Below are 18,216 nucleotides of genomic sequence, written 5' to 3'. Positions count from 1 at the left end.
TGTTGGGCAGGCCGGGGGAGCCCGCCGGATAATGGTTCCGGCACCGGGACGCCCCCCAAGGCGCCCCAGCCGGAACGGATGCGATGATCAGACGCGGCGGCGCTTCGAGGGGCGCACGCCGTTGTGCGGGATCGGCGTCACGTCACGGATCGACGTGATCTGGAACCCAACCGCCTGCAGCGCGCGCAGCGCCGACTCGCGGCCCGAACCCGGACCCTTCACTTCCACCTCGAGGGTGCGCACGCCGTGCTCGGCGGCCTTGCGGCCCGCATCCTCGGCGGCGACCTGCGCGGCATAGGGCGTCGACTTGCGGCTCCCCTTGAAGCCCATCATGCCGGCCGAAGACCAGCTGATCGCATTGCCCTGCGCATCGGTGATGGTGATCATCGTGTTGTTGAAGCTGGCGTTCACATGCGCGACGCCTGCGGTGATGTTCTTGCGTTCGCGCCGTTTGATGCGCTGCGGTTCACGTGCCATGTCTCAGCGCCCCTTACTTCTTCTTGCCGGCGATCGGCTTCGCCTTGCCCTTGCGAGTGCGCGCATTGGTATGCGTGCGCTGACCGCGGACGGGCAGGCCCTTGCGGTGGCGAAGACCACGGTAGCAGGCGAGATCCATCAGGCGCTTGATGTTCATCGCCGTCTGGCGGCGAAGGTCGCCCTCGACGGTGTATGAAGCGTCGATCGCTTCGCGGATCTGCAGCACTTCCTGGTCGGACAGGTCCTGCACGCGGCGCTCGGGCGCGATGCCCAGCTTCTCGGTGAGTTCCTTGGCCTTGGCCGGGCCAATGCCGTGGATATATTGGAGCGCGATCAGAACGCGCTTGTTGGTCGGGATATTAACACCCGCAATACGTGCCATGTACTTAGTCTCCCAGCTCCACGGAGCGCCGCATGGCAGCCCGCTCCATCTCTCAGCGTTGATCCGAACGCACGAAAGCGGCATGCGCCTGGAAGCGCTGCCGATGGCGGGGGTTCGGAAGAAGCGCGACATATGCAGCCGCCGCACCAGTGTCAAGCGGTGCGCGGCGCGTTCGTCGATAACGGCTGCGTTATACCCCGAGTCGGGGCCCGTGCCAAGCGGGAGGCGGTATCGGAAACGGGACAGGGGCGATGGAGTTCCCTCTCGGGCTACCTCCCTTGCGCTTCGCCGCCGCCCCCGCCAAGCTGGCGTTCCCACCACAGGGACGCCCGATGCTCCGCACCCTTTTGCTCGCCACGGTGATCGCCATGACCGCTTCGCCTGCTTCCGCCGACTCGGTCCACGACGCCACCCAGCGCGAGCTGCCGGCGTTGCTGGAGTTCTACCGCGACTTCCACGCCAACCCCGAACTCGGCCTCCACGAGACGCGCAGCGCGAAGATCCTCGCCGACGAGGCGCGCAAGGCGGGCTTCGAAGTGACCGAAGGCGTCGGCGGCACCGGCGTGGTCGCGGTGCTGCGCAATGGCGCGGGCCCGACGCTGCTGATCCGCGCCGACATGGACGGCCTGCCGGTCACCGAGGAGACGGGCCTGCCCTTCGCTTCCAAGGTGCGAGTCACCACCGACGAGGGGATCGACTCGGGCGTGATGCACGCCTGCGGCCACGACACCCACATGGCGAGCTGGATCGGCACGGTGCGCAACCTCGCGGCGATGAAGTCGCAGTGGCACGGCACGCTGGTGATGATCGCCCAGCCCGCCGAGGAGATCAGCAAGGGTGCGCTGGCGATGCTCCAGGACGGGCTGTTCACGCGCTTCCCCAAGCCCGACTACGCCATGGCGTTCCACGACAGCGCGAGCCTGCCCGCGGGCACGATCGGGATGAAGCCGGGCTTCGTCCTCGCCAACGTCGATTCGGTCGATCTCGTGGTGAAGGGGGTCGGCGGCCACGGCGCCTATCCGCACACCACCAAGGACCCGATCGTGCTCGCCGCGCGCATCGTCACCACGCTGCAGACGCTGGTGAGCCGCGAGACCGACCCGCAGGATGCCGCGGTGGTCACCGTCGGCGCGATCCACGGCGGCTCGAAGCACAACATCATCTCGAACGAAGTGACGATGCTGATCACGGTGCGCAGCTACAGCCCCGAGGTCCGCCAGCACCTGCTCGACGGCATCGCGCGGATCGCGAAGGGCGAGGCGGTCGCCGCGGGGATGCCCGACGACCTCATGCCCGTGGTCACCGTGCGCGGCGGCAGCACGCCCTCGACCTTCAACACCGAGCCCTTCACCGGCCGTCTCACCGGCCTGTTCGAGAAGCGCTTCGGCAAGGACCGGGTGACGACGGTCGCCGCCTCGATGGCGGGCGAGGATTTCGGCCGCTACTGGCTGGCCGACAAGTCGATCCAGAGCAGCATCTTCTGGGTCGGCGGCGTGCCCAGGGATCAGTGGAACGAGTCGGTCGCCGGCAAGCGCGCGCTTCCTTCGCTCCACAGCCCGTTCTGGGCGCCCCAGGCCGACGCCGTGATCGGCACCGCCACCGAAGCGATGACCGCGGCGGCGCTCGACGTGCTGAGGAAATAGCCGTGGCGGGGCTGCGGATCTGCGCCGCGCTGATCGCGCTCGCCACGAGCGCCCAGACCGCGCCTGCCCCGCTGCCCTCGCAAGCCGAGGCCGAAACGGCGCTGCTCGACGCCCACACCTGCCACTACAACAACGATCCCGACGACATCGGCGAGTGTCTGTTCTCGGCGAGGGCGGTCCATGTCCAGTCGATGCGCTGCGCGCCCGCGCCGCCGGGCGAAAGCCGCGAGCCTCGGGTCGCCTGCCGGTTCACCGGCACGGTCGATTATGGCGGCCGCCCGAGGCAGCTGCGGCGCGACTGCTTCCATTTCCGCCGCTTGGAAAACGGCTGGACGCCGGACCCTGGCGTGCTCGCGGCCGGCTGCGAGATGCCGGACTAGCGCGCCGCATGCGCCCCCGCGCGCCGGGGCAGCAGCAGGACCAGCGCGACGATCGCCGCCGCCAGGATCGCGCTCGCGATCGGGCGGCTGAAGTCGAGCCCGCCCTTGTCGAGCGGCTTGTCGAGACAGTCGCCCACCGCCGCGCCGAGCGGCCGGGTCAGCACGAACGCCAGCCAGAACAGCGCGACGCGGCTCGCGCGCGTCCTGAAATAGGCCGCGGCGACCAGAGCGAGCGCCGCGCCGAAGATCAGCGCCGTGCCCGAATAGCCCACCCCGTCGAGATCGGCGACCCAGTCGCCCAGCGCCGTGCCCAGCGTCTGCGAGAAGGCGATCGTCAGCCAGTAGAAGGCCTCGGCGCGCGGTTCTCTCACCGTGTCGACCGACACCGAGCCGAGCACCGCCCGCCATGCCGCGAGCAACACGAGCACGCAGCCGAGCAGCAGCAGCGACCCGCCCGGATAGCCGATCCCGAGCGAGCGCGTCGCGTAATCGGCCATCGTCGTGCCCGCGGTGGTCGAGGCCACGATCGTCGCCCAATAGAGGAAGGGGTGGAAGCGCTTGGCGGCGATCTGCGCCCAGACGAGCAGCACCAACGGCCCGATGAAGATCGCAGTGCCGGCGAGATAGCCGAGGTCCAGCGTCATGCTCACCGTGTCGCCGCCGGTCTCGCCCAGCGTCGTCGCGAGGACCTTGACGAGCCAGAAGCCCAAGGTGAGCGCGGGAATCTTGGTTGCGGATCGCGCGGTTTCGGTCATGCGTTGGCCTGTGACCGACGGATGCAGCGATGAACACTGAGATTACTGCCATCTTCGCCAGACTGCCCCTGCCCCGCTTCCTCCGCGAGGACGGGGCGATGCTTGCGGGCTTCCTCGGCACGGCGGCACTGGCGCTCGGCTTCCTCAAGTTTGCCTCCGAGGTCACCGAGGGCGAGACGCTCGCGATCGACCGGCATATCCTGCGCGGGCTGCGCACCGCCGCCGATCCGGCGGTGCCGGTCGGCCCTGCCTGGCTCACCCAGGCGTTCGTCGACGTGACCGCGCTTGGCGGCGTGACCGTGCTCGCGCTGGTCACGCTCGCGAGCACCGGCTTCCTGTTCGCCGCGCGCAAGCCCGCCACCGCGATGTCGGTCGCGTTCGCAATCGTCGGCGGGTCGCTTTACGCGGTGGGCCTCAAGCTGGTCTTCGAGCGCCCGCGCCCCGACGTCGTGCCGCACCTCGTCGACGCGGTCGGCCTGAGCTTCCCGAGCGGCCACGCGACCAACAGCGCGATCGTCTACTTGACCCTCGGCGCGCTGCTCGCCCGCGCGCAGGAGCGCGGCGCGGTCCGCGCCTATCTGATCGGCATCGCGATCCTGCTGACGATGCTCGTCGGGTTTTCGCGCATCTGGCTCGGCGTGCACTGGCCGAGTGACGTCGCCGCGGGCTGGTGCGCCGGTGCGGTCTGGGCGCTGCTCTGCTGGATCGTCGAGCGCGCGCTCCAGCGCCGCCACGCAGTCGAGGCGCCGGGGGAGGCGCGGGGCTAACCCATCACCGCCACGGGCTCGGCGTCCTCGCGCTTCTCGGGCCGGATGTAGACCGACGAGATCGCCGGCACCGCGGCCTTCAGCCGGTGCTCGATCGTCTCGATCAGCGATTCGCCCACGCCCATCGTCATCGCATCCTCGAAGTCGGCGCTGATCGCCACGAAGATCCGGTCGGGTGCGGTGTGGACGGTGCGGATGTGGTTGACGTGGACGATCCCCGGCTCGCCCGCAACGATCTCGCGGACCCGGTCGATCACCCCGCCGTCGGCGCGTTCACCGATCAGCAGACCCTTGGATTCGCGCGCGAGCAGCGTCGCCACGCCCGCGAGGATCAGCCCGATCATGATCGAGGCCATGCCGTCGATCCGCGGATCGCGCCAGGCCTGGCTCGCCCAGACGCCTGCCGCCGCGACCACGAGCCCAAGCAGCGCCGCCGAATCCTCGAACAGCACGATGAACCCCGCCGGGTCCTTCGACTCGCGGATCGCCTGCCACCAGCCGCAATCGCCCTTGGCCTTGGCGAACTCGCGCATCGCGATCGCCCAGCTGCCCCCCTCGAGCACGAAGGCGATGCCGAGCACGGCATAGTTCACCGCCGGGTTCGCCATCGGCTCGGGGTGGCGATAATGCTGCCAGCCTTCATAGACCGACACACCCGCACCCAGCCCGAAGATCAGGATCGCGACGACGAAGCTCCAGAAATAGAGCTCGCGGCCATAGCCGAACGGATGGTCCTTGTCGGGCGGCCGGCCCGAACGCCACTGGCCATAGAGCAGCAGCAACTGGTTGCCGGTGTCGACGAGGCTGTGCACGCCTTCGGTGAGCATCGCCGACGAGCCCGTGAACGCGGCCGCCGCGAATTTGGCGAGCGCGATCCCGAGGTTCGCCAGCAATGCCGCATAGAGCACGATGTTGGCGCGCCACCCGGTGGCGCCGCCGCGTGCCGCCGCCACGCCTCAGCCGAGGCCGATCTTGGCAAGCAGGCGGCCGATCGGCCCGTGCTGCTTGGCGCGGGCGAGCTTCGCTTCGGCCTTGGGGTCGTAGCCCGAACTTTCGGGCAGGTCGCCCGAGTTCGAATGCACCGGCTGGGTCGAGGCGGGCGGGTCCGAGGCGTCCATCGATTCGTCGAGCGCGCGGTCGAGGCGCGCCTCAGGGCTCGAGGGGTTGCGCTCGAGGCGCTCGGCGATCGACGTGTCGGTGCCCGCATCGGCCGAGTGCACCGGGGGCTTGACGCCCTCGTCGGGCGCGGCGTCGATCTGAACTGTGTTGGCGTCCATGGTGGGGCTCCGCAAAAAGTTGCCCCTCTGAAACGAGTGGACCCCGGCCCCCGTTCCCCGAAAAGCGAAACGGCCCGGCGTTTCCGCCGGGCCGTTCGCAAGCCGCCGTTGCCGGCCGCCTATCTCAGTTCCGCGAGCTGCCGAACAGGCGCAGCAGGAACAGGAACATGTTGATGAAGTCCAGGTACAGGTTCAGCGCGCCCATGATGACGACCTTGCCCTGCATCTCGGTGCCCGCGACATGGTCGTAGATCGACTTGATCTTCTGCGTGTCATAGGCGGTCAGCCCCGCGAAGATCAGCACGCCGAGCGCGCTCAGCACCAGCGAGAACTGGCCCGAGCGGAATATGAAGGCGTTGAGCAGCATCGCCACGATCAGCCCGAACAGCCCCATCACCAGGAAGGTGCCGAAGCCCGACAGGTCGCGCTTGGTGGTGTAGCCCCACAGGCTCAGCCCGGCGAAGCCCGCGGCGGTCGCGAAGAAGGCCTGCGCGATCGAGGTTTCGGTATACGCCAGGAACAGCGTCGAGAGCGACAGGCCGACGAGGAAGGCATAGGCCCAGAACAGCAGCTGCAGCGTGCCCGCCGCGAGCCGCTGGAAGCCGAAGCTCATCGTCAGCACGATGCCGAGCGGCGCGAGCGTGACGATCCAGCCGAGCGCGGACATGCCGCTGATCCGACCCAGCTCGTCGTGCGCGAACAGCGTCTGAATCCAGCCGGTGCGCGCGAACAGCATCGCAACGATGCCGGTGAGCAGCACGCCCGACGCCATGTAGTTGTAGACCGAGAGCATATAGGCGCGCAGTCCGGCGTCATATGCTGCCGCTTCGGTGCGGCTGCCCGCCGCAACCCGGGCGCCGCCGAACCGGGGATCGTACCCGTTTGCCATCACGAAACTCCTTTGCCCGGGCCCATTGCCCGGCACCGCTGAATATCGCCCTCCACGCTGGGCTTTTCAAGCAAAACCAGGGTAAACCAAAGCACGAGGCCCGCGTGCGTGGCGCCGGGGATAGGCTCGGGCGCCAAAAGCCTCTAATCGCCGGCGAATGCATCGCCTGTTCGTCGGTTTGCGCCCGCCTGCGGAGATCCGCCAGCGGCTCCTCGCTCTCATGGGCGGCATCCCCGGCGCGCGCTGGCAGACCGACGCCCAGCTGCACGTCACGCTCCGCTTCGTCGGAGAGGTCGAGCGCCGGGTCGCCGAGGACGTCGCGCTCGCGCTCTCCAACGTCCATTGCCCGCCCTTCGAGCTCGAGCTCCACGGCGTCGGCGAGTTCGACACGCGCGGGCGGCCCAATGCGGTCTGGGCGGGGGTCCGGCCGCATGCGCCGCTCGAGGGGCTGCACAAGAAGATCGACCAGGCGCTCGTCCGCCTCGGCCTCGAGCCCGAGCGCCGCACCTATCTCCCGCACGTCACGCTCGCCCGGATGAACGCCGCCGCCGGCGCCACCAGCCGCTTCCTCGCCGACCACGCCGGCCTGGCGAGCCCGCCCTTCGCGGTCGGCCACTTCCTGCTGTTCGAAAGCCGCCTCGGCCGCGAAGGCGCGAGCTACGAGGCCGTTGGGCGCTATCCGCTGCGATAGGGGGAGTTGCCGAACGCGGCATTCATTGCCATGCCGCAATGAAAATAAGGGGAGGGGATTCGGCGATGGCAACGATCGCGGGGACCGCTTTGACTTTGCGTCCGACAGGCTCGGTTCGATTCCTCAACGCCACGGCGACGCTGCTCGCGGCGACCGTCTGGCTGAGCGCGGCGTTGTTCGGACTCTACATCCTCGCCTTCTTCGGCGGGTTCGCCGCGGCCGGCGCGCCCGAGCGCTGGAACGAATCGCTCCCCGCGCTCCACGACCCCGCCAATCTGCTCTCCACCGTCGCGATCGGCGCGCATTTCATCACGGGCGGGATCCTGCTGCTGCTCGGCCCCGTCCAGCTGATCGGCGCGATCCGCCGCAACACGCCTGCGGTCCACCGCTGGCTCGGCCGGCTCTACGTTTTCGCCGCGGCAATCGCCGGCGCGGGCGGGCTCACCTTCATCCTGACCAAGGGCACGATCGGCGGTGCGCCGATGGACCTCGGCTTCGGCCTCTACGGCGCGCTGATGGTCGCCTGCGCCGCGCTGACCTACGTCCACGCCCGCGCGCGCCGCATCGAGATCCACCGCGCCTGGGCGGTCCGCCTCTTCGCGCTTGCGGTCGGCTCGTGGCTCTACCGGATCGAATATGGCTTCTGGTTTCTCGCCGTCGGCAAGCTCGGCCACACCAGCCAGTTCAGCGGCTGGTTCGACGAGGTGATGGCGTTCTTCTTCTATGTCCCAAACCTGCTCGTCGCCGAGGCCTGGCTCCGCGCGCGCCTCGCGCCGCAGGGCAGCGCGCTCCGCTTCGGCGCCGCGGTGCTCCTCCTCGCCGCCACCGGCTTCGTCGCGCTCGCAACCTTCTTCTTCACGAAGTTCTGGCTCCCCGGCATCGCCGAGGGTCTCGGCGCAGTCCGCGCCTGACGTCGACCGCCTACTCGCTCAGCATCGCCACCAGCCCGTCGGCCGCTGCCCGACACTCCGCCCATACCGTCTCGAAGTCGCGCTCGGTGCCGTAATAGGGGTCGCGCACGCCCTGCCCCATCCGGCCGGGCACATGGTCGAGCAGCAGCGAGAGCTTCGCCGTCGTCCCGGGCGGGGCGATCGCGTGCAGGTCGCGCAGGTTCTGCGGGTCGAGCGCCAGGATATGATCGAACCGCGTGAAGTCGTCGCCGCGCACCCGCCGCGCCTTGTAGCCCGAGATGTCGATCCCGCTCGCAAGTGCGACCGCCTGCGAGCGCGGATCGGGCGCGTGGCCAACGTGCCATTCGCCCGTCCCCGCCGAATCCGCCTCGGCCGCGAACCCGGCGCGCTCCGCCGCCTCGCGGAACGCCGCTTCGGCCAGCGGCGAGCGGCAGATGTTCCCCAGGCACACGAACAGCAGCGACGGCGGGCGCATCGACAATCCTCCTTCGCGCTGGCTCAGACCGCTCCGAACACCCCGCAGGCGATCCGCGGCCCGCTGTTGCCGGCGGGATCGCTCTTGAGGTCGTCGGGCCCGCCGTGCACCACGAACGCCGCGCCGTCCTCGTCGAGCAATTGCTCATAGCTGCCGCCGTGGACGGTGAAGCTCAGCTTGCCCGTGCCGTCGGCCTTGACGGTGAGGTTGGGCAGGTCGCCGGCGTGCATCCCCATCGGATTGTCCATGCCGTGCTGCTTGGCGCCCGGGTTCCAGTGACCGCCCGCGGTGGTGAAGCCCGGCGCCTCGCACTTGCCCGTGGTGTGGATGTGCACGCCGTGCACCCCCGCGGGCAGGCCCTTGACCTCGACGGTCACCAGCAGCGCCCCATCCTTCTCCTGCGCCACGGCCCTGCCCGCCTCGGCGCCGTCGGCGGTGTGGAGCACGGCTTCGGCGCGGAAATGCCCGGCCATGTAGCGTCCGCCACTCTGCGGCGCGCCGGCCTCATGCGCGCCCGCGCAGCCCATCAGCGACGCGCCTGCCAGCGCCAGCGCCGCCACTCGACCCAGACCCGTCATGCTTCGATCCTCCGCTCGGTTCGCGGCACCAATGGACGCACCGGCGGACGGTTCCAAGCCCCCATCCATCATATCCCGCCCCCTCCCCTTCCCCTCCCCCCCAAACCGCGCTAACGGCCCTCGCGACTCTTCGCATTCGCAGCACCCGGCGCGGCCCGCGCGGGGGCTTCGGGTGGCGGCGGGGCCCTCCAGGCTCCGCGACCCAACGCCGCTCGCCAGCCCCGTCCGCCTCCCCGAGCCAGCCGGCGCCAAAACAGGGAAAGGACCCCGCGCCACATGACTGCCACTGGACAGGACAGCCTCGGAACCCGCGACACGCTCGACGTGGGCGGCCAGCGCTACAGCTATTATTCGCTCGCCAAGGCCGCGAAGAAGCTCGGCGACATCAGCCGCCTGCCGTTCAGCATGAAGGTGCTGCTCGAGAACATGCTCCGCTTTGAGGACGGTACCACCGTCACCACCGACGATGCCCAGGCGATCGTCGACTGGCAGAAGGACGCGCGCTCGAACCGCGAGATCCAGTATCGTCCCGCCCGCGTGCTGATGCAGGACTTCACCGGCGTGCCCTGCGTGGTCGACCTCGCGGCGATGCGTGACGCGATCACCAAGCTGGGCGGCGACGCGGCCAAGATCAACCCGCAGGTCCCCGTCCACCTCGTCATCGATCACTCGGTGATGGTCGACGAGTTCGGCACGCCCAAGGCGTTCGAGGATAACGTCGAGCTCGAATACCAGCGCAACGGCGAGCGCTACGAGTTCCTGAAATGGGGCTCGAAGGCGCTCGACAATTTCTCGGTGGTGCCGCCGGGCACCGGCATCTGCCACCAGGTGAACCTCGAGTACATCGGCCGCGGCATCTGGTCGTCGGCGGGCGCCGACGGCGGGCTGGTCGCCTATCCCGACACGCTGGTGGGCACCGACAGCCACACCACTATGGTCAACGGCATGGGCGTGCTCGGCTGGGGCGTCGGCGGGATCGAGGCCGAGGCGGCGATGCTCGGCCAGCCGGTGTCGATGCTCATCCCCGAGGTCGTCGGCTTCAAGCTCACCGGCGCGCTGCAGGAAGGCATCACCGCGACCGACCTGGTGCTCACCGTCACCCAGATGCTGCGCGCCAAGGGCGTGGTCGGCCGCTTCGTCGAATTCTACGGCCCCGGGCTCGCCTCGATGACGCTCGCCGACCGCGCGACAATCGGCAACATGGCGCCCGAATATGGCGCGACCTGCGGCTTCTTTCCGATCGACGAGCGCACGATGGACTATCTGCGCCTCTCGGGCCGCCCCGAGGAGACGATCGCGCTCGTCGAGGCGTACTGCAAGGCGCAGGGCATGTGGCGCGAGGCCGACGCGCCCGACCCGATCTTCACCGACACGCTCGAGCTCGACATGGGCACCGTGCGCCCCAGCCTCGCCGGCCCGAAGCGCCCGCAGGACCGCGTCAGCCTCGACAGCGTCGACGAAGTGTTCAACGGCGACCTGACCAAGGTCTATAAGAAAGAGCAGCCCGCGCGCGTCGCGGTCGATGGCGCCGACCATGACATCGGCGACGGCGACGTGGTGATCGCCGCGATCACCAGCTGCACCAACACCTCGAACCCCTCGGTGCTGATCGCCGCCGGCCTGGTCGCGCGCAAGGCGCGTGCGCTGGGCCTGACGCGCAAGCCCTGGGTCAAGACCTCGCTCGCGCCGGGATCGCAGGTGGTCACCGACTATCTCGACAAGGCCGGGCTGTCGGACGATCTCGACGCGATCGGCTTCAACCTGGTGGGCTATGGCTGCACCACCTGCATCGGCAATTCGGGCCCGCTCTCGGACCCGATCTCGGCCGCGATCAACGGCAACGACATCGTCGCCGCCTCGGTGCTCTCGGGCAACCGCAACTTCGAGGGCCGCGTGAGCCCCGACGTGCGCGCCAACTTCCTCGCCTCGCCGCCGCTGGTCGTCGCCTATGCGATCAAGGGCACCGTCACCGAGGACATGTACGAGACGCCGCTCGGCGAAGGCACCGACGGCCCCGTGTTCCTCAAGGACGTCTGGCCGACCAACGACGAAGTCCAGGCGGTGATGGACGCGAACATCGACAATGCGATGTTCCGCGCGCGCTATTCGAACGTCTACCAGGGCGACAGGCACTGGTCGGGCATCGTCGTCGAGGGCTCGGACACCTATCGCTGGCCCGCCGGCTCGACCTACATCGCCAACCCGCCGTACTTCGAGGGCATGACGATGGTCCCCGCGCCGGTCACCGACATCGTCGAGGCCAAGCCGCTCGCGATCCTCGGCGATTCGATCACAACCGACCACATCTCGCCCGCCGGCAGCATCAAGGCGGACAGCCCCGCGGGCATCTTCCTCCAGGAGCACCAGGTTTCGAAGAAGGACTTCAACTCCTACGGCGCGCGCCGCGGCAACCATGACATCATGATGCGCGGCACCTTCGCCAACATCCGCATCAAGAACGAGATGGTCCCCGGCGTCGAGGGCGGCATGACGCGTTACGGCGGCCAGGTGATGCCGATCTACGACGCGGCGATGCGCCACAAGGCCGACGGCACGCCGCTGGTGGTGATCGCCGGCAAGGAATACGGCACCGGCTCGTCGCGCGACTGGGCGGCGAAGGGCACCAACCTGCTCGGCGTCCGCGCCGTGATCGCCGAGAGCTTCGAGCGCATCCACCGCTCGAACCTCGTCGGCATGGGCGTGCTGCCGCTGCAGTTCGCCGAGGGGCTGAGCCGCGAGTCGCTCAAGCTCAAGGGCTCGGACCTCTACACCATCACCGACGTCTCGGGCCTGCGCCCGCGTCAGGAGGTCGAGGTCACCGTCACGCGCGAGGACGGCACCACCGAGACCTTCACGACCCGCTGCCGCATCGATACCGTCAACGAGCTTGAGTATTTCCTCAACGGCGGCATCCTGCAGTATGTGCTGCGCAAGCTGGCGGCCTGAGGTCGCCCGCGGACAGGAGTCGAGATGAAGCTGATCCTCACCGTGGCGGCGGCAGCCGCGCTCGCGCTTCCCGCGGCCGCCACGGCGCAGGACTCGGCCGACGGCTGGCATCTGATGACCAGCCAGGACGGCTTCCTCGTCGGCATCGACACCAAGTCGATCAAGGCCGACGGCGGGGGCCGGCTCTACACGATGCGCCTGTCGAAGCAGGGCGACGCCAACACCGCGCTGTTCGACCTGCGCGCCGATTGCGCCGCGCGCACCGTCCAAGTGCTCCACGGCTATCAGATCGCCGGCGGCAAGAAGACCGAGGCGCCGAACATGGCCGGCGCTCCCGAGACGGTCGACGACGATCCCTCGGGCAAGGCGATGCTCGACTATGTCTGCCAGGCGCCGCTCGCGGGCTGACGATGTTCGCCGCCGCCCTCGCGCTGCTGCTGGCGATGCGCGCGGAGGATCCTGACTGGGAACTGCTGATAGAAGGCCAGCCCTATTGGATCGACGCGGCGCACATCGACGCCGAGGGCGACGACCGCCACTTCACCCTGCGCTACGTGCTGGCCGACGGCAGCGACACAGTGTTCGAAGGCAGCGCCGACTGCCGGGCGAACACGACCGATGTCCACAAGTTCGAAGTCACCGACCGCGGGGGGCGCGTGGTGATGATGGTGATCGACGCGGCGGTGGAACGCGAACTGCTCGCGCTGACCTGCACGGTTGCGGGATGAAGCCTCCCCAGACGTCCAACCGTCATCCCGGCGAAAGCCGGGACCCAGGGCCACGACCGACGTCCTGCTTTGCCCTGGGTCCCGGCTTTCGCCGGGATGACGGCTATGTGTGGTGGGCCGACCGGTAACCCGAAGTTATCGCTTCCCCCCTTAGGCTCCCAGCTCAACGCGAAGGCGGAGCGCAGCGTGGCCAAGGCGGAAGGATATCGGCCGGACATCGACGGGCTTCGCGCGCTCGCGATCCTGCCGGTGCTCGCCTATCACGCCCACCTGCCCGGCATCACCGGCGGCTTCGTGGGCGTCGACGTGTTCTTCGTCATCTCGGGCTATCTGATCACCCGCATCATCGCGCGCGAGATCGACGAGCACCGTTTCTCGATCCTCCACTTCTACGAGCGGCGCGCGCGGCGCATCCTTCCTGCACTGCTGCCGATGATCGTCGCGGTGCTCGGCCTCGCCGCCTGGCTCTACCTCCCCGGCGACTTCGAGGGCGTCCCCCGATCGGCGCTCGCCGCGACGCTCTTCGCCTCGAACCTGCTGTTCTTCCATGAGACCGGCTATTTCCAGATCGGCGCCGAGGCGATGCCGCTGCTCCACAGCTGGAGCCTCGCGATCGAGGAGCAATTCTACATCTTCTTCCCGCTGCTGCTGATCGCAGTCGGGCGCTGGCTGCCGCTGTGGCGCATCCCCCTGGTCGCCGGCACCGCGCTCGCTTCCTTCGCGCTCGCTGTGGCGACGCAGGGCGACAGCTCGGGCATCGCCTTCTACCTGCTTCCGCCGCGCGCCTGGGAGCTGTTCGCCGGCGGCCTCGTCGCGCTCGGCGCCATCCCCGCGATCCGCGCGCGCTGGCTGCGCGAGGGGCTGGCAGCAGCGGGGCTTGCCGCGCTGCTCGTCCCGATCTTCGTCTACGACCGCTTCACGACCTTCCCCGGCATGACCGCGCTTGCCCCCGTGCTCGGCGCCGCGGCGCTGATCCATGCCGCGCCGGGCACCGCGACGGGCAAGCTGCTCGGCCTCGGCCCGCTGCGTTGGGTCGGGCTCATCTCCTATTCGCTCTACCTCTGGCATTGGCCGCTGATCGTCTTCACCGAATATGCGACCGAGGCGCGGCTCGCGGGCTGGCTCCAGCTCGCGGTGATCGCCGCGAGCTTCCTCCTCGCCTGGCTCTCGTGGCGCTTCGTCGAGGCGCCGTTCCGCGCGCCCGGACGTTTCTCGCGCCCGACGATCTTCGCCGCGAGCGCCGCCGGCATGGCGAGCGTCTGCGCCGTCGCGCTCGCACTGGTGGTGCTCGGACCCTGGCCGCAGCGCTTCGGCCCCGAGGTTGGGCGGATGGCGGCGGCGAAGGACGATTTCAGCCCCTATCGCGCGCGTTGCCACGACACCGACGGCCGGGGCCTCGAGCCCTGCGTGCTCGGCGCGCCCAACACCCAGCCGACCGCGCTGGTCTGGGGTGACAGCCACGGCGTCGAATTCGCCTATGTCCTCTCGCGCATGGCCGAGGCGCGCGGCGCCTCGCTGATCGAGCGGACGCATTCGAGCTGTCCGCCGGTGATCGGCTACCAGTCGCCCACCGATCCGAGCTGCACGCGCTCGAACCAGGCGGTGCTCGACGCGATCCTCGCCGACCCTCGGCTCTCGACCATCTATCTCGCCGGCTTCTGGGAGAGCCCGCTCTACGCCGCGCCGCGCACGATGGCGCAGCTCGACGCCACCATCCAGACGCTGATCGAGGCAGGGCGCCACGTCGTGCTGATCGGCCCGGTGCCGCCCAACCAATGGGACGTGCCGCGCCACCTCGCGCGCCTCGCCTCGCTCGGCCGGCTCGACGGCGCCACCGGCCGCAACCGAGCCGACATCACCCCGGCCGAAGAGCGGATCGCGCGCGTCGCAAACCATTGGCGCGCGCGGGGGCTCAGCTACATCGATCCCGCAGCCGTGCTCTGCGACGCGCGCAGCTGCGCTGTGCTGCACCGCGGCGTGCCGCTCTATTTCGACCACCATCATCCCAGCGTCGCGGGCGCGAGCCTGATCCTCGGCGAAGCGCAGGAAATGGCAGCGCTCGGTCGCTGAGTCGCGGGCGTGCTGGCCCGAATCCGCTGTCCCGATTTGGGATTGTGCGCAAATGGCCTCGAAATCTCCGGCCTGTGGCTTTCGCGCATCGCTTCCGCGAAAGCCCCCGCAGAATCGCAGAAACGCGCGAGTCGCCGCCGCGCGATTGTGCAGCTGCTCAGCGCGATACCGCCGCGCTGTGAAGGATAATGGCTAAGTCCATGACGATTTGAGCATTTTGCAGCGGTTTTCCGGCTTGACGTGATTAACGATTCAGTCATCTTTCGTTCATCGGGCGGGGGGCTCTGCCATATCGGATCAGCGTGCCCCGCCCCGGTCTTAGGGGGACTGCTACATGGTCAGAAAGTTACATGCAGTGATGGGCGCCGCGCTGGCGCTCGCAGCGGCCGCGCCGGCCTCGGCGTCGGACCTGACGCTCTCGGAAAACGTCCGCGTGACGCCGACGATGACCTACACCACCGCCGCGGGCGTTGCGGCGAACAAGACCAACGGCTCGTACACCGGCGTCGGCAGCTTGTTCGTCGAGTTCGCCTCGACCGCGACCACCGGCTTCGGCGCGCTCTGCACCGGCTCGCTCGTTTCGAACAAGGTTGTCGTCACGGCGGCGCACTGCCTTTCGGATACCGACGAGGACGGCAACTACGACCCTGTCACCGCCGTCTACTACTTCCTGCCGTCCTACGGCGAGGCGACGACCGTGCTGACGGTCAAGAACTGGGCGGTGAATCCGAACTACACCGGCGACGTCACCGAGGGTAACGACGTGGCGATGTTCACGCTCTCGAACCAGACGAGCGGCCACGACGTCTATTCGATCTACCAGGGCGATCCGATGGGCCTGTTCACGCGCGTCGGCACCGGCACCGTCGGCGGCCCGCGTGGCACCGGTACCGGCGGGGTGACCGACGACTATGACCAGCGCGTCGGCAAGAACCTGTACGAATATTATGGCGATCTGGTCACCGGCTGGTCCGAGAACATCCTGCTCTCGGACTTCGACGACGGCACCACCAACCATGACGCGTTCGGCCGCCTCCTCGGCGTCGCGGCGCGCCAGGCGGGCGTCACCGGTGAGAGCAACTCGTCGCCGGGTGACTCGGGCGGTCCGATCTTCATCAACGGCCAGCTCGTTGCCGTGACGTCGTTCGGCATCACCGGCGACGCCTTCCGCAGCAACGGCTATTGCGGCGGCTTCGCGGGCCAGAACAGCATCGACCCGTATGGCGCCGGCGGCACCACCGGCATCAACGCCAACATCCAGGGCTGCACCAACTCGTCGGTCGGCGAGATCTCGGGCGACACCTGGCTCAAGCCCTACCAGGGCTTCATCAACCAGTATCTCGCGGCCTCGGTGCCCGAGCCGCAGACCTGGGCGATGATGATCCTCGGCTTCGGCATGGTCGGCGGCGTGCTTCGCACCCGTCGCCGCGAAGGCAAGCTCGCGACGGCCTGATCCGTCGCGCAGCGCCTGAACACAGGACCCCGCCGAGCGATCGGCGGGGTCTTTGTTTTGGGGTCGAGGGGAGAGAGCGATGCTCCGGTTGCAAGTCGCCGGCATGCTGGTGCGAGATGGCAAGGTGCTGCTCTGCCTGAGGAGTGCGACGCGACGCTCCTTTCCCGGCGTGTGGGACCTGCCCGGCGGTCACGTCGAGCCCGGTGAGCGCCAAGGCGCGGCGCTGCGCCGGGAACTGGCCGAGGAGCTCGGGATCGAGGTGCCCGAGCCCCGCGAGCCCCCCTTGACCCGCATCGTCGACGAAACGCTGGAGTTCAGCCTGGGACTTTGGCTGCTCCGGGCCTGGGAAGGGATACCGGCCAACCGATGCCCCGAGGAACATGCGGCGATCGGCTGGTTCACGCCCGACGAAGCCGAGGCGTTGGCCCTCGCCCTTCCCGGCTATCGCGGCCTTTTGCGACAAGCTGTCGCGCAATGCCACTGATCGAGGCGCCCGTGCGGAACAGGGGCGCGAGCGCCCTATAATGAATCCGGATCGCCCCCCGTTCGGGGCCTGTGGCTTGCGGAAGGTGGCGATGGCTCGACTGGCGCTGGTGATGATCGTTCGTGACGAGGCGCGCTGCATCGCGCGCTGCATCGAGAGCGTGCGGCCACATGTCGACACGATGATCGTGCTCGACACCGGCTCGGTCGACGACACCATCGCGATTGCCGAGCGTTGCGGCGCGGAGGTCCATCGCTTCACCTGGTGCGACGATTTCTCGGTGGCGCGCAACGCCGCGCTCGACCATTCGGACGCGGACTGGAACCTGGTGCTCGACGCCGACGACTGGCTGGCAGGCGGGTTCGAAGCGCTGGGCCCCGAGACGCTCCCGCCCGCCTCGGTGTCGCCGGCGCGCTTCGTCGGCTGCGTGAGCATCGTCAACCAGGGCGTCGGCGAGGGCGGGGCGGCGCGGCGCTTCGTGCCCCGCGTGCTGCCGCGCGGTGTACGCTACGCCGGTCGCGTGCACGAGCAGCCGGTCTCGGCGCTGCCGCAGCAGCCGATCGGCGTCGAGCTCCACCACGACGGCTATGCCGAGGACCAGTTGGCGCGCAAGGACGGGCGCAATGAAGCGCTGCTCCGCGCCGAGCTCGCCGATCATCCGGGCGACGCCTATCTCTGGCACCAGCTCGGCCGCGAGCTGCTCGTCCGCGGACGTTCGGCCGAAGCGGCGGATCCGCTGCTCCAGGCCTGCCGGCTCGCCGCACCCGGCGCGGTGTTCCGCCACAGCGCGGTGGTCTCGGCCTTGCGCGCGCTCAAGCAGGCGGACCGGCTGCCCGAGGCGCTGGCGCTGGCCGATGAGGAACAGGTTCGGTGGAGCGGCTCGCCCGACTTCTATTTCGCGGTGGCCGACGTCTATCTTGAATGCGCGAGCCGCGAGCCCGCGCGGGCGATGGACGATTTCCTACCGGTTGTCGAAGGCGCGTGGAAACGCTGCATCGACATCGGCGAGCAGCCCGCGCTCGAGGGCTCGGTGCCGGGATGCGGCAGCTGGCTCGCGGCGGGCAACCTCGCGATGCTCTACCGCACGCTCGGCATCGACGACGAGGCCGACGAATATGAGCTGCTCGCGGGAACGATGCGCAAAGCGGCTTGAGTCGGTTTCCCAATTCCCAGCTCGTCACCCCGGCGAAAGCGAGGTCTCTGCGAAAGAGGGTGACTATCGATGTGTGATCTGATTCGATGGGAGGGAGCATCGGAGGTGTGGGATGGAGCAGCGAGGATTTGCGGAGGCGTTCCTGCCTGCGGGTTTT

The 18,216-nt window shown here is 69.0% G+C and carries 20 protein-coding genes; 12 read left to right on the top strand and 8 right to left on the bottom strand.

Going from position 1 to position 18,216, the window contains the following annotated elements; all coding sequences use genetic code 11:
* Positions 1 to 87: 87 nt before the first annotated feature.
* Together rpsK and rpsM are read right to left on the bottom strand one after the other, a co-directional pair.
* Complete coding sequence (rpsK, locus tag J7495_RS00100; RefSeq protein ID WP_187729371.1) at positions 88 to 477, bottom strand: 30S ribosomal protein S11; 390 nt, start codon at positions 475 to 477, stop codon at positions 88 to 90.
* Between the two features lie 13 nt (positions 478 to 490).
* Entirely contained in the window at positions 491 to 859 is a 369-nt protein-coding gene (gene rpsM / locus J7495_RS00095; protein WP_294054024.1) for a 30S ribosomal protein S13, read from the bottom strand.
* A 332-nt stretch (positions 860 to 1,191) separates the two neighbouring features.
* Here rpsM and J7495_RS00090 point away from each other — a divergent pair, with 332 nt between their 5' ends.
* On the top strand, positions 1,192 to 2,502 hold the full coding sequence (locus tag J7495_RS00090) for an amidohydrolase (protein ID WP_294054023.1): 1,311 nt from the start codon (positions 1,192 to 1,194) through the stop codon (positions 2,500 to 2,502).
* 2 nt (positions 2,503 to 2,504) lie between these two features.
* Entirely contained in the window at positions 2,505 to 2,882 is a 378-nt protein-coding gene (locus tag J7495_RS00085) for a hypothetical protein (protein WP_294054022.1), read from the top strand.
* On the opposite strand, the gene J7495_RS00080 is transcribed toward J7495_RS00085, so the two are convergent.
* Positions 2,879 to 3,637 carry a hypothetical protein gene (locus J7495_RS00080; protein WP_294054021.1) on the bottom strand — a complete coding sequence of 253 codons (759 nt, stop codon included), beginning with the start codon at positions 3,635 to 3,637 and terminating at the stop codon, positions 2,879 to 2,881. The genes J7495_RS00085 and J7495_RS00080 overlap by 4 nt on opposite strands.
* 29 nt (positions 3,638 to 3,666) lie before the next feature.
* Between J7495_RS00080 and J7495_RS00075 the strand changes: the two genes are divergently transcribed.
* The gene (locus J7495_RS00075; RefSeq protein ID WP_294054020.1) at positions 3,667 to 4,404 is read left to right on the top strand and encodes a phosphatase PAP2 family protein; all 738 of its coding nucleotides are present in this window, start codon (positions 3,667 to 3,669) and stop codon (positions 4,402 to 4,404) included.
* Here J7495_RS00075 and J7495_RS00070 read toward each other — a convergent pair.
* The 3 genes from J7495_RS00070 to J7495_RS00060 all read right to left on the bottom strand — a co-directional run bounded on the left by J7495_RS00070 (position 4,401) and on the right by J7495_RS00060 (position 6,570).
* Positions 4,401 to 5,357, bottom strand: a complete 957-nt coding sequence (locus tag J7495_RS00070; RefSeq protein WP_294054019.1) for a cation diffusion facilitator family transporter — start codon at positions 5,355 to 5,357, stop codon at positions 4,401 to 4,403. The genes J7495_RS00075 and J7495_RS00070 overlap by 4 nt on opposite strands.
* A gap of 3 nt (positions 5,358 to 5,360) precedes the next feature.
* Positions 5,361 to 5,681: a hypothetical protein gene (locus tag J7495_RS00065; RefSeq protein ID WP_294054018.1), complete on the bottom strand. Its 321-nt coding sequence runs from the start codon at positions 5,679 to 5,681 to the stop codon at positions 5,361 to 5,363.
* Between the two features lie 124 nt (positions 5,682 to 5,805).
* Entirely contained in the window at positions 5,806 to 6,570 is a 765-nt protein-coding gene (locus J7495_RS00060) for a Bax inhibitor-1/YccA family protein (protein ID WP_294054017.1), read from the bottom strand.
* A 157-nt stretch (positions 6,571 to 6,727) separates the two neighbouring features.
* Here J7495_RS00060 and thpR point away from each other — a divergent pair, with 157 nt between their 5' ends.
* Positions 6,728 to 7,261, top strand: coding sequence for an RNA 2',3'-cyclic phosphodiesterase (thpR, locus tag J7495_RS00055; protein WP_294054016.1), 534 nt, complete (start codon positions 6,728 to 6,730; stop codon positions 7,259 to 7,261).
* 65 nt (positions 7,262 to 7,326) lie between these two features.
* On the top strand, positions 7,327 to 8,172 hold the full coding sequence (locus J7495_RS00050; RefSeq protein WP_294054015.1) for a DUF2306 domain-containing protein: 846 nt from the start codon (positions 7,327 to 7,329) through the stop codon (positions 8,170 to 8,172).
* Positions 8,173 to 8,182: 10 nt separating this feature from the next.
* Here the strand turns inward: J7495_RS00050 and J7495_RS00045 are convergent, their stop codons facing one another.
* Positions 8,183 to 8,647 carry a low molecular weight protein-tyrosine-phosphatase gene (locus J7495_RS00045; protein ID WP_294054014.1) on the bottom strand — a complete coding sequence of 155 codons (465 nt, stop codon included), beginning with the start codon at positions 8,645 to 8,647 and terminating at the stop codon, positions 8,183 to 8,185.
* Positions 8,648 to 8,670: 23 nt separating this feature from the next.
* Positions 8,671 to 9,225, bottom strand: a complete 555-nt coding sequence (locus J7495_RS00040; RefSeq protein ID WP_294054013.1) for a superoxide dismutase family protein — start codon at positions 9,223 to 9,225, stop codon at positions 8,671 to 8,673.
* Positions 9,226 to 9,501: 276 nt separating this feature from the next.
* Here J7495_RS00040 and acnA point away from each other — a divergent pair, with 276 nt between their 5' ends.
* The 7 genes from acnA (at position 9,502) to J7495_RS00005 (ending at position 18,059) form a co-directional block, all read left to right on the top strand.
* Complete coding sequence (acnA, locus tag J7495_RS00035) at positions 9,502 to 12,171, top strand: aconitate hydratase AcnA (RefSeq protein ID WP_294054012.1); 2,670 nt, start codon at positions 9,502 to 9,504, stop codon at positions 12,169 to 12,171.
* 24 nt (positions 12,172 to 12,195) lie between these two features.
* On the top strand, positions 12,196 to 12,579 hold the full coding sequence (locus J7495_RS00030; protein WP_294054011.1) for a hypothetical protein: 384 nt from the start codon (positions 12,196 to 12,198) through the stop codon (positions 12,577 to 12,579).
* A 2-nt stretch (positions 12,580 to 12,581) separates the two neighbouring features.
* Positions 12,582 to 12,899, top strand: coding sequence for a hypothetical protein (locus J7495_RS00025; RefSeq protein WP_294054010.1), 318 nt, complete (start codon positions 12,582 to 12,584; stop codon positions 12,897 to 12,899).
* Positions 12,900 to 13,085: 186 nt separating this feature from the next.
* Positions 13,086 to 14,969: an acyltransferase family protein gene (locus J7495_RS00020; protein ID WP_294054009.1), complete on the top strand. Its 1,884-nt coding sequence runs from the start codon at positions 13,086 to 13,088 to the stop codon at positions 14,967 to 14,969.
* Positions 14,970 to 15,303: 334 nt separating this feature from the next.
* Positions 15,304 to 16,422 (top strand): trypsin-like serine protease, encoded by a 1,119-nt coding sequence (locus J7495_RS00015; RefSeq protein ID WP_294054008.1) that lies wholly within the window; start codon positions 15,304 to 15,306, stop codon positions 16,420 to 16,422.
* A 79-nt stretch (positions 16,423 to 16,501) separates the two neighbouring features.
* Positions 16,502 to 16,906, top strand: a complete 405-nt coding sequence (locus J7495_RS00010; protein WP_294054007.1) for an NUDIX hydrolase — start codon at positions 16,502 to 16,504, stop codon at positions 16,904 to 16,906.
* A gap of 112 nt (positions 16,907 to 17,018) precedes the next feature.
* Positions 17,019 to 18,059 (top strand): glycosyltransferase family 2 protein, encoded by a 1,041-nt coding sequence (locus J7495_RS00005; protein ID WP_294054006.1) that lies wholly within the window; start codon positions 17,019 to 17,021, stop codon positions 18,057 to 18,059.
* Positions 18,060 to 18,216 lie beyond the last annotated feature (157 nt).

It is taken from the genome of Sphingomonas sp. (genome assembly GCF_017745215.1).
Taxonomy (GTDB): domain Bacteria; phylum Pseudomonadota; class Alphaproteobacteria; order Sphingomonadales; family Sphingomonadaceae; genus Sphingomonas.
The sequence above is the reverse complement of the archived record's forward strand: the minus strand, read 5'-3'. Positions and strand labels throughout refer to the sequence as shown.

What these genes read in the sequence shown, in the direction of transcription:
- rpsK (WP_187729371.1), bottom strand. Translation starts at nt 477, where the DNA reads ATGGCACGTGAACCGCAGCGCATCAAACGGCGCGAACGCAAGAACATC.
- rpsM (WP_294054024.1), bottom strand. Translation starts at nt 859, where the DNA reads ATGGCACGTATTGCGGGTGTTAATATCCCGACCAACAAGCGCGTTCTG.
- J7495_RS00090 (WP_294054023.1), top strand. Translation starts at nt 1,192, where the DNA reads ATGCTCCGCACCCTTTTGCTCGCCACGGTGATCGCCATGACCGCTTCG.
- J7495_RS00080 (WP_294054021.1), bottom strand. Translation starts at nt 3,637, where the DNA reads ATGACCGAAACCGCGCGATCCGCAACCAAGATTCCCGCGCTCACCTTG.
- J7495_RS00075 (WP_294054020.1), top strand. Translation starts at nt 3,667, where the DNA reads ATGAACACTGAGATTACTGCCATCTTCGCCAGACTGCCCCTGCCCCGC.
- J7495_RS00065 (WP_294054018.1), bottom strand. Translation starts at nt 5,681, where the DNA reads ATGGACGCCAACACAGTTCAGATCGACGCCGCGCCCGACGAGGGCGTC.
- J7495_RS00060 (WP_294054017.1), bottom strand. Translation starts at nt 6,570, where the DNA reads ATGGCAAACGGGTACGATCCCCGGTTCGGCGGCGCCCGGGTTGCGGCG.
- thpR (WP_294054016.1), top strand. Translation starts at nt 6,728, where the DNA reads ATGCATCGCCTGTTCGTCGGTTTGCGCCCGCCTGCGGAGATCCGCCAG.
- J7495_RS00050 (WP_294054015.1), top strand. Translation starts at nt 7,327, where the DNA reads ATGGCAACGATCGCGGGGACCGCTTTGACTTTGCGTCCGACAGGCTCG.
- J7495_RS00045 (WP_294054014.1), bottom strand. Translation starts at nt 8,647, where the DNA reads ATGCGCCCGCCGTCGCTGCTGTTCGTGTGCCTGGGGAACATCTGCCGC.
- J7495_RS00040 (WP_294054013.1), bottom strand. Translation starts at nt 9,225, where the DNA reads ATGACGGGTCTGGGTCGAGTGGCGGCGCTGGCGCTGGCAGGCGCGTCG.
- acnA (WP_294054012.1), top strand. Translation starts at nt 9,502, where the DNA reads ATGACTGCCACTGGACAGGACAGCCTCGGAACCCGCGACACGCTCGAC.
- J7495_RS00030 (WP_294054011.1), top strand. Translation starts at nt 12,196, where the DNA reads ATGAAGCTGATCCTCACCGTGGCGGCGGCAGCCGCGCTCGCGCTTCCC.
- J7495_RS00025 (WP_294054010.1), top strand. Translation starts at nt 12,582, where the DNA reads ATGTTCGCCGCCGCCCTCGCGCTGCTGCTGGCGATGCGCGCGGAGGAT.
- J7495_RS00015 (WP_294054008.1), top strand. Translation starts at nt 15,304, where the DNA reads ATGGTCAGAAAGTTACATGCAGTGATGGGCGCCGCGCTGGCGCTCGCA.
- J7495_RS00010 (WP_294054007.1), top strand. Translation starts at nt 16,502, where the DNA reads ATGCTCCGGTTGCAAGTCGCCGGCATGCTGGTGCGAGATGGCAAGGTG.
- J7495_RS00005 (WP_294054006.1), top strand. Translation starts at nt 17,019, where the DNA reads ATGATCGTTCGTGACGAGGCGCGCTGCATCGCGCGCTGCATCGAGAGC.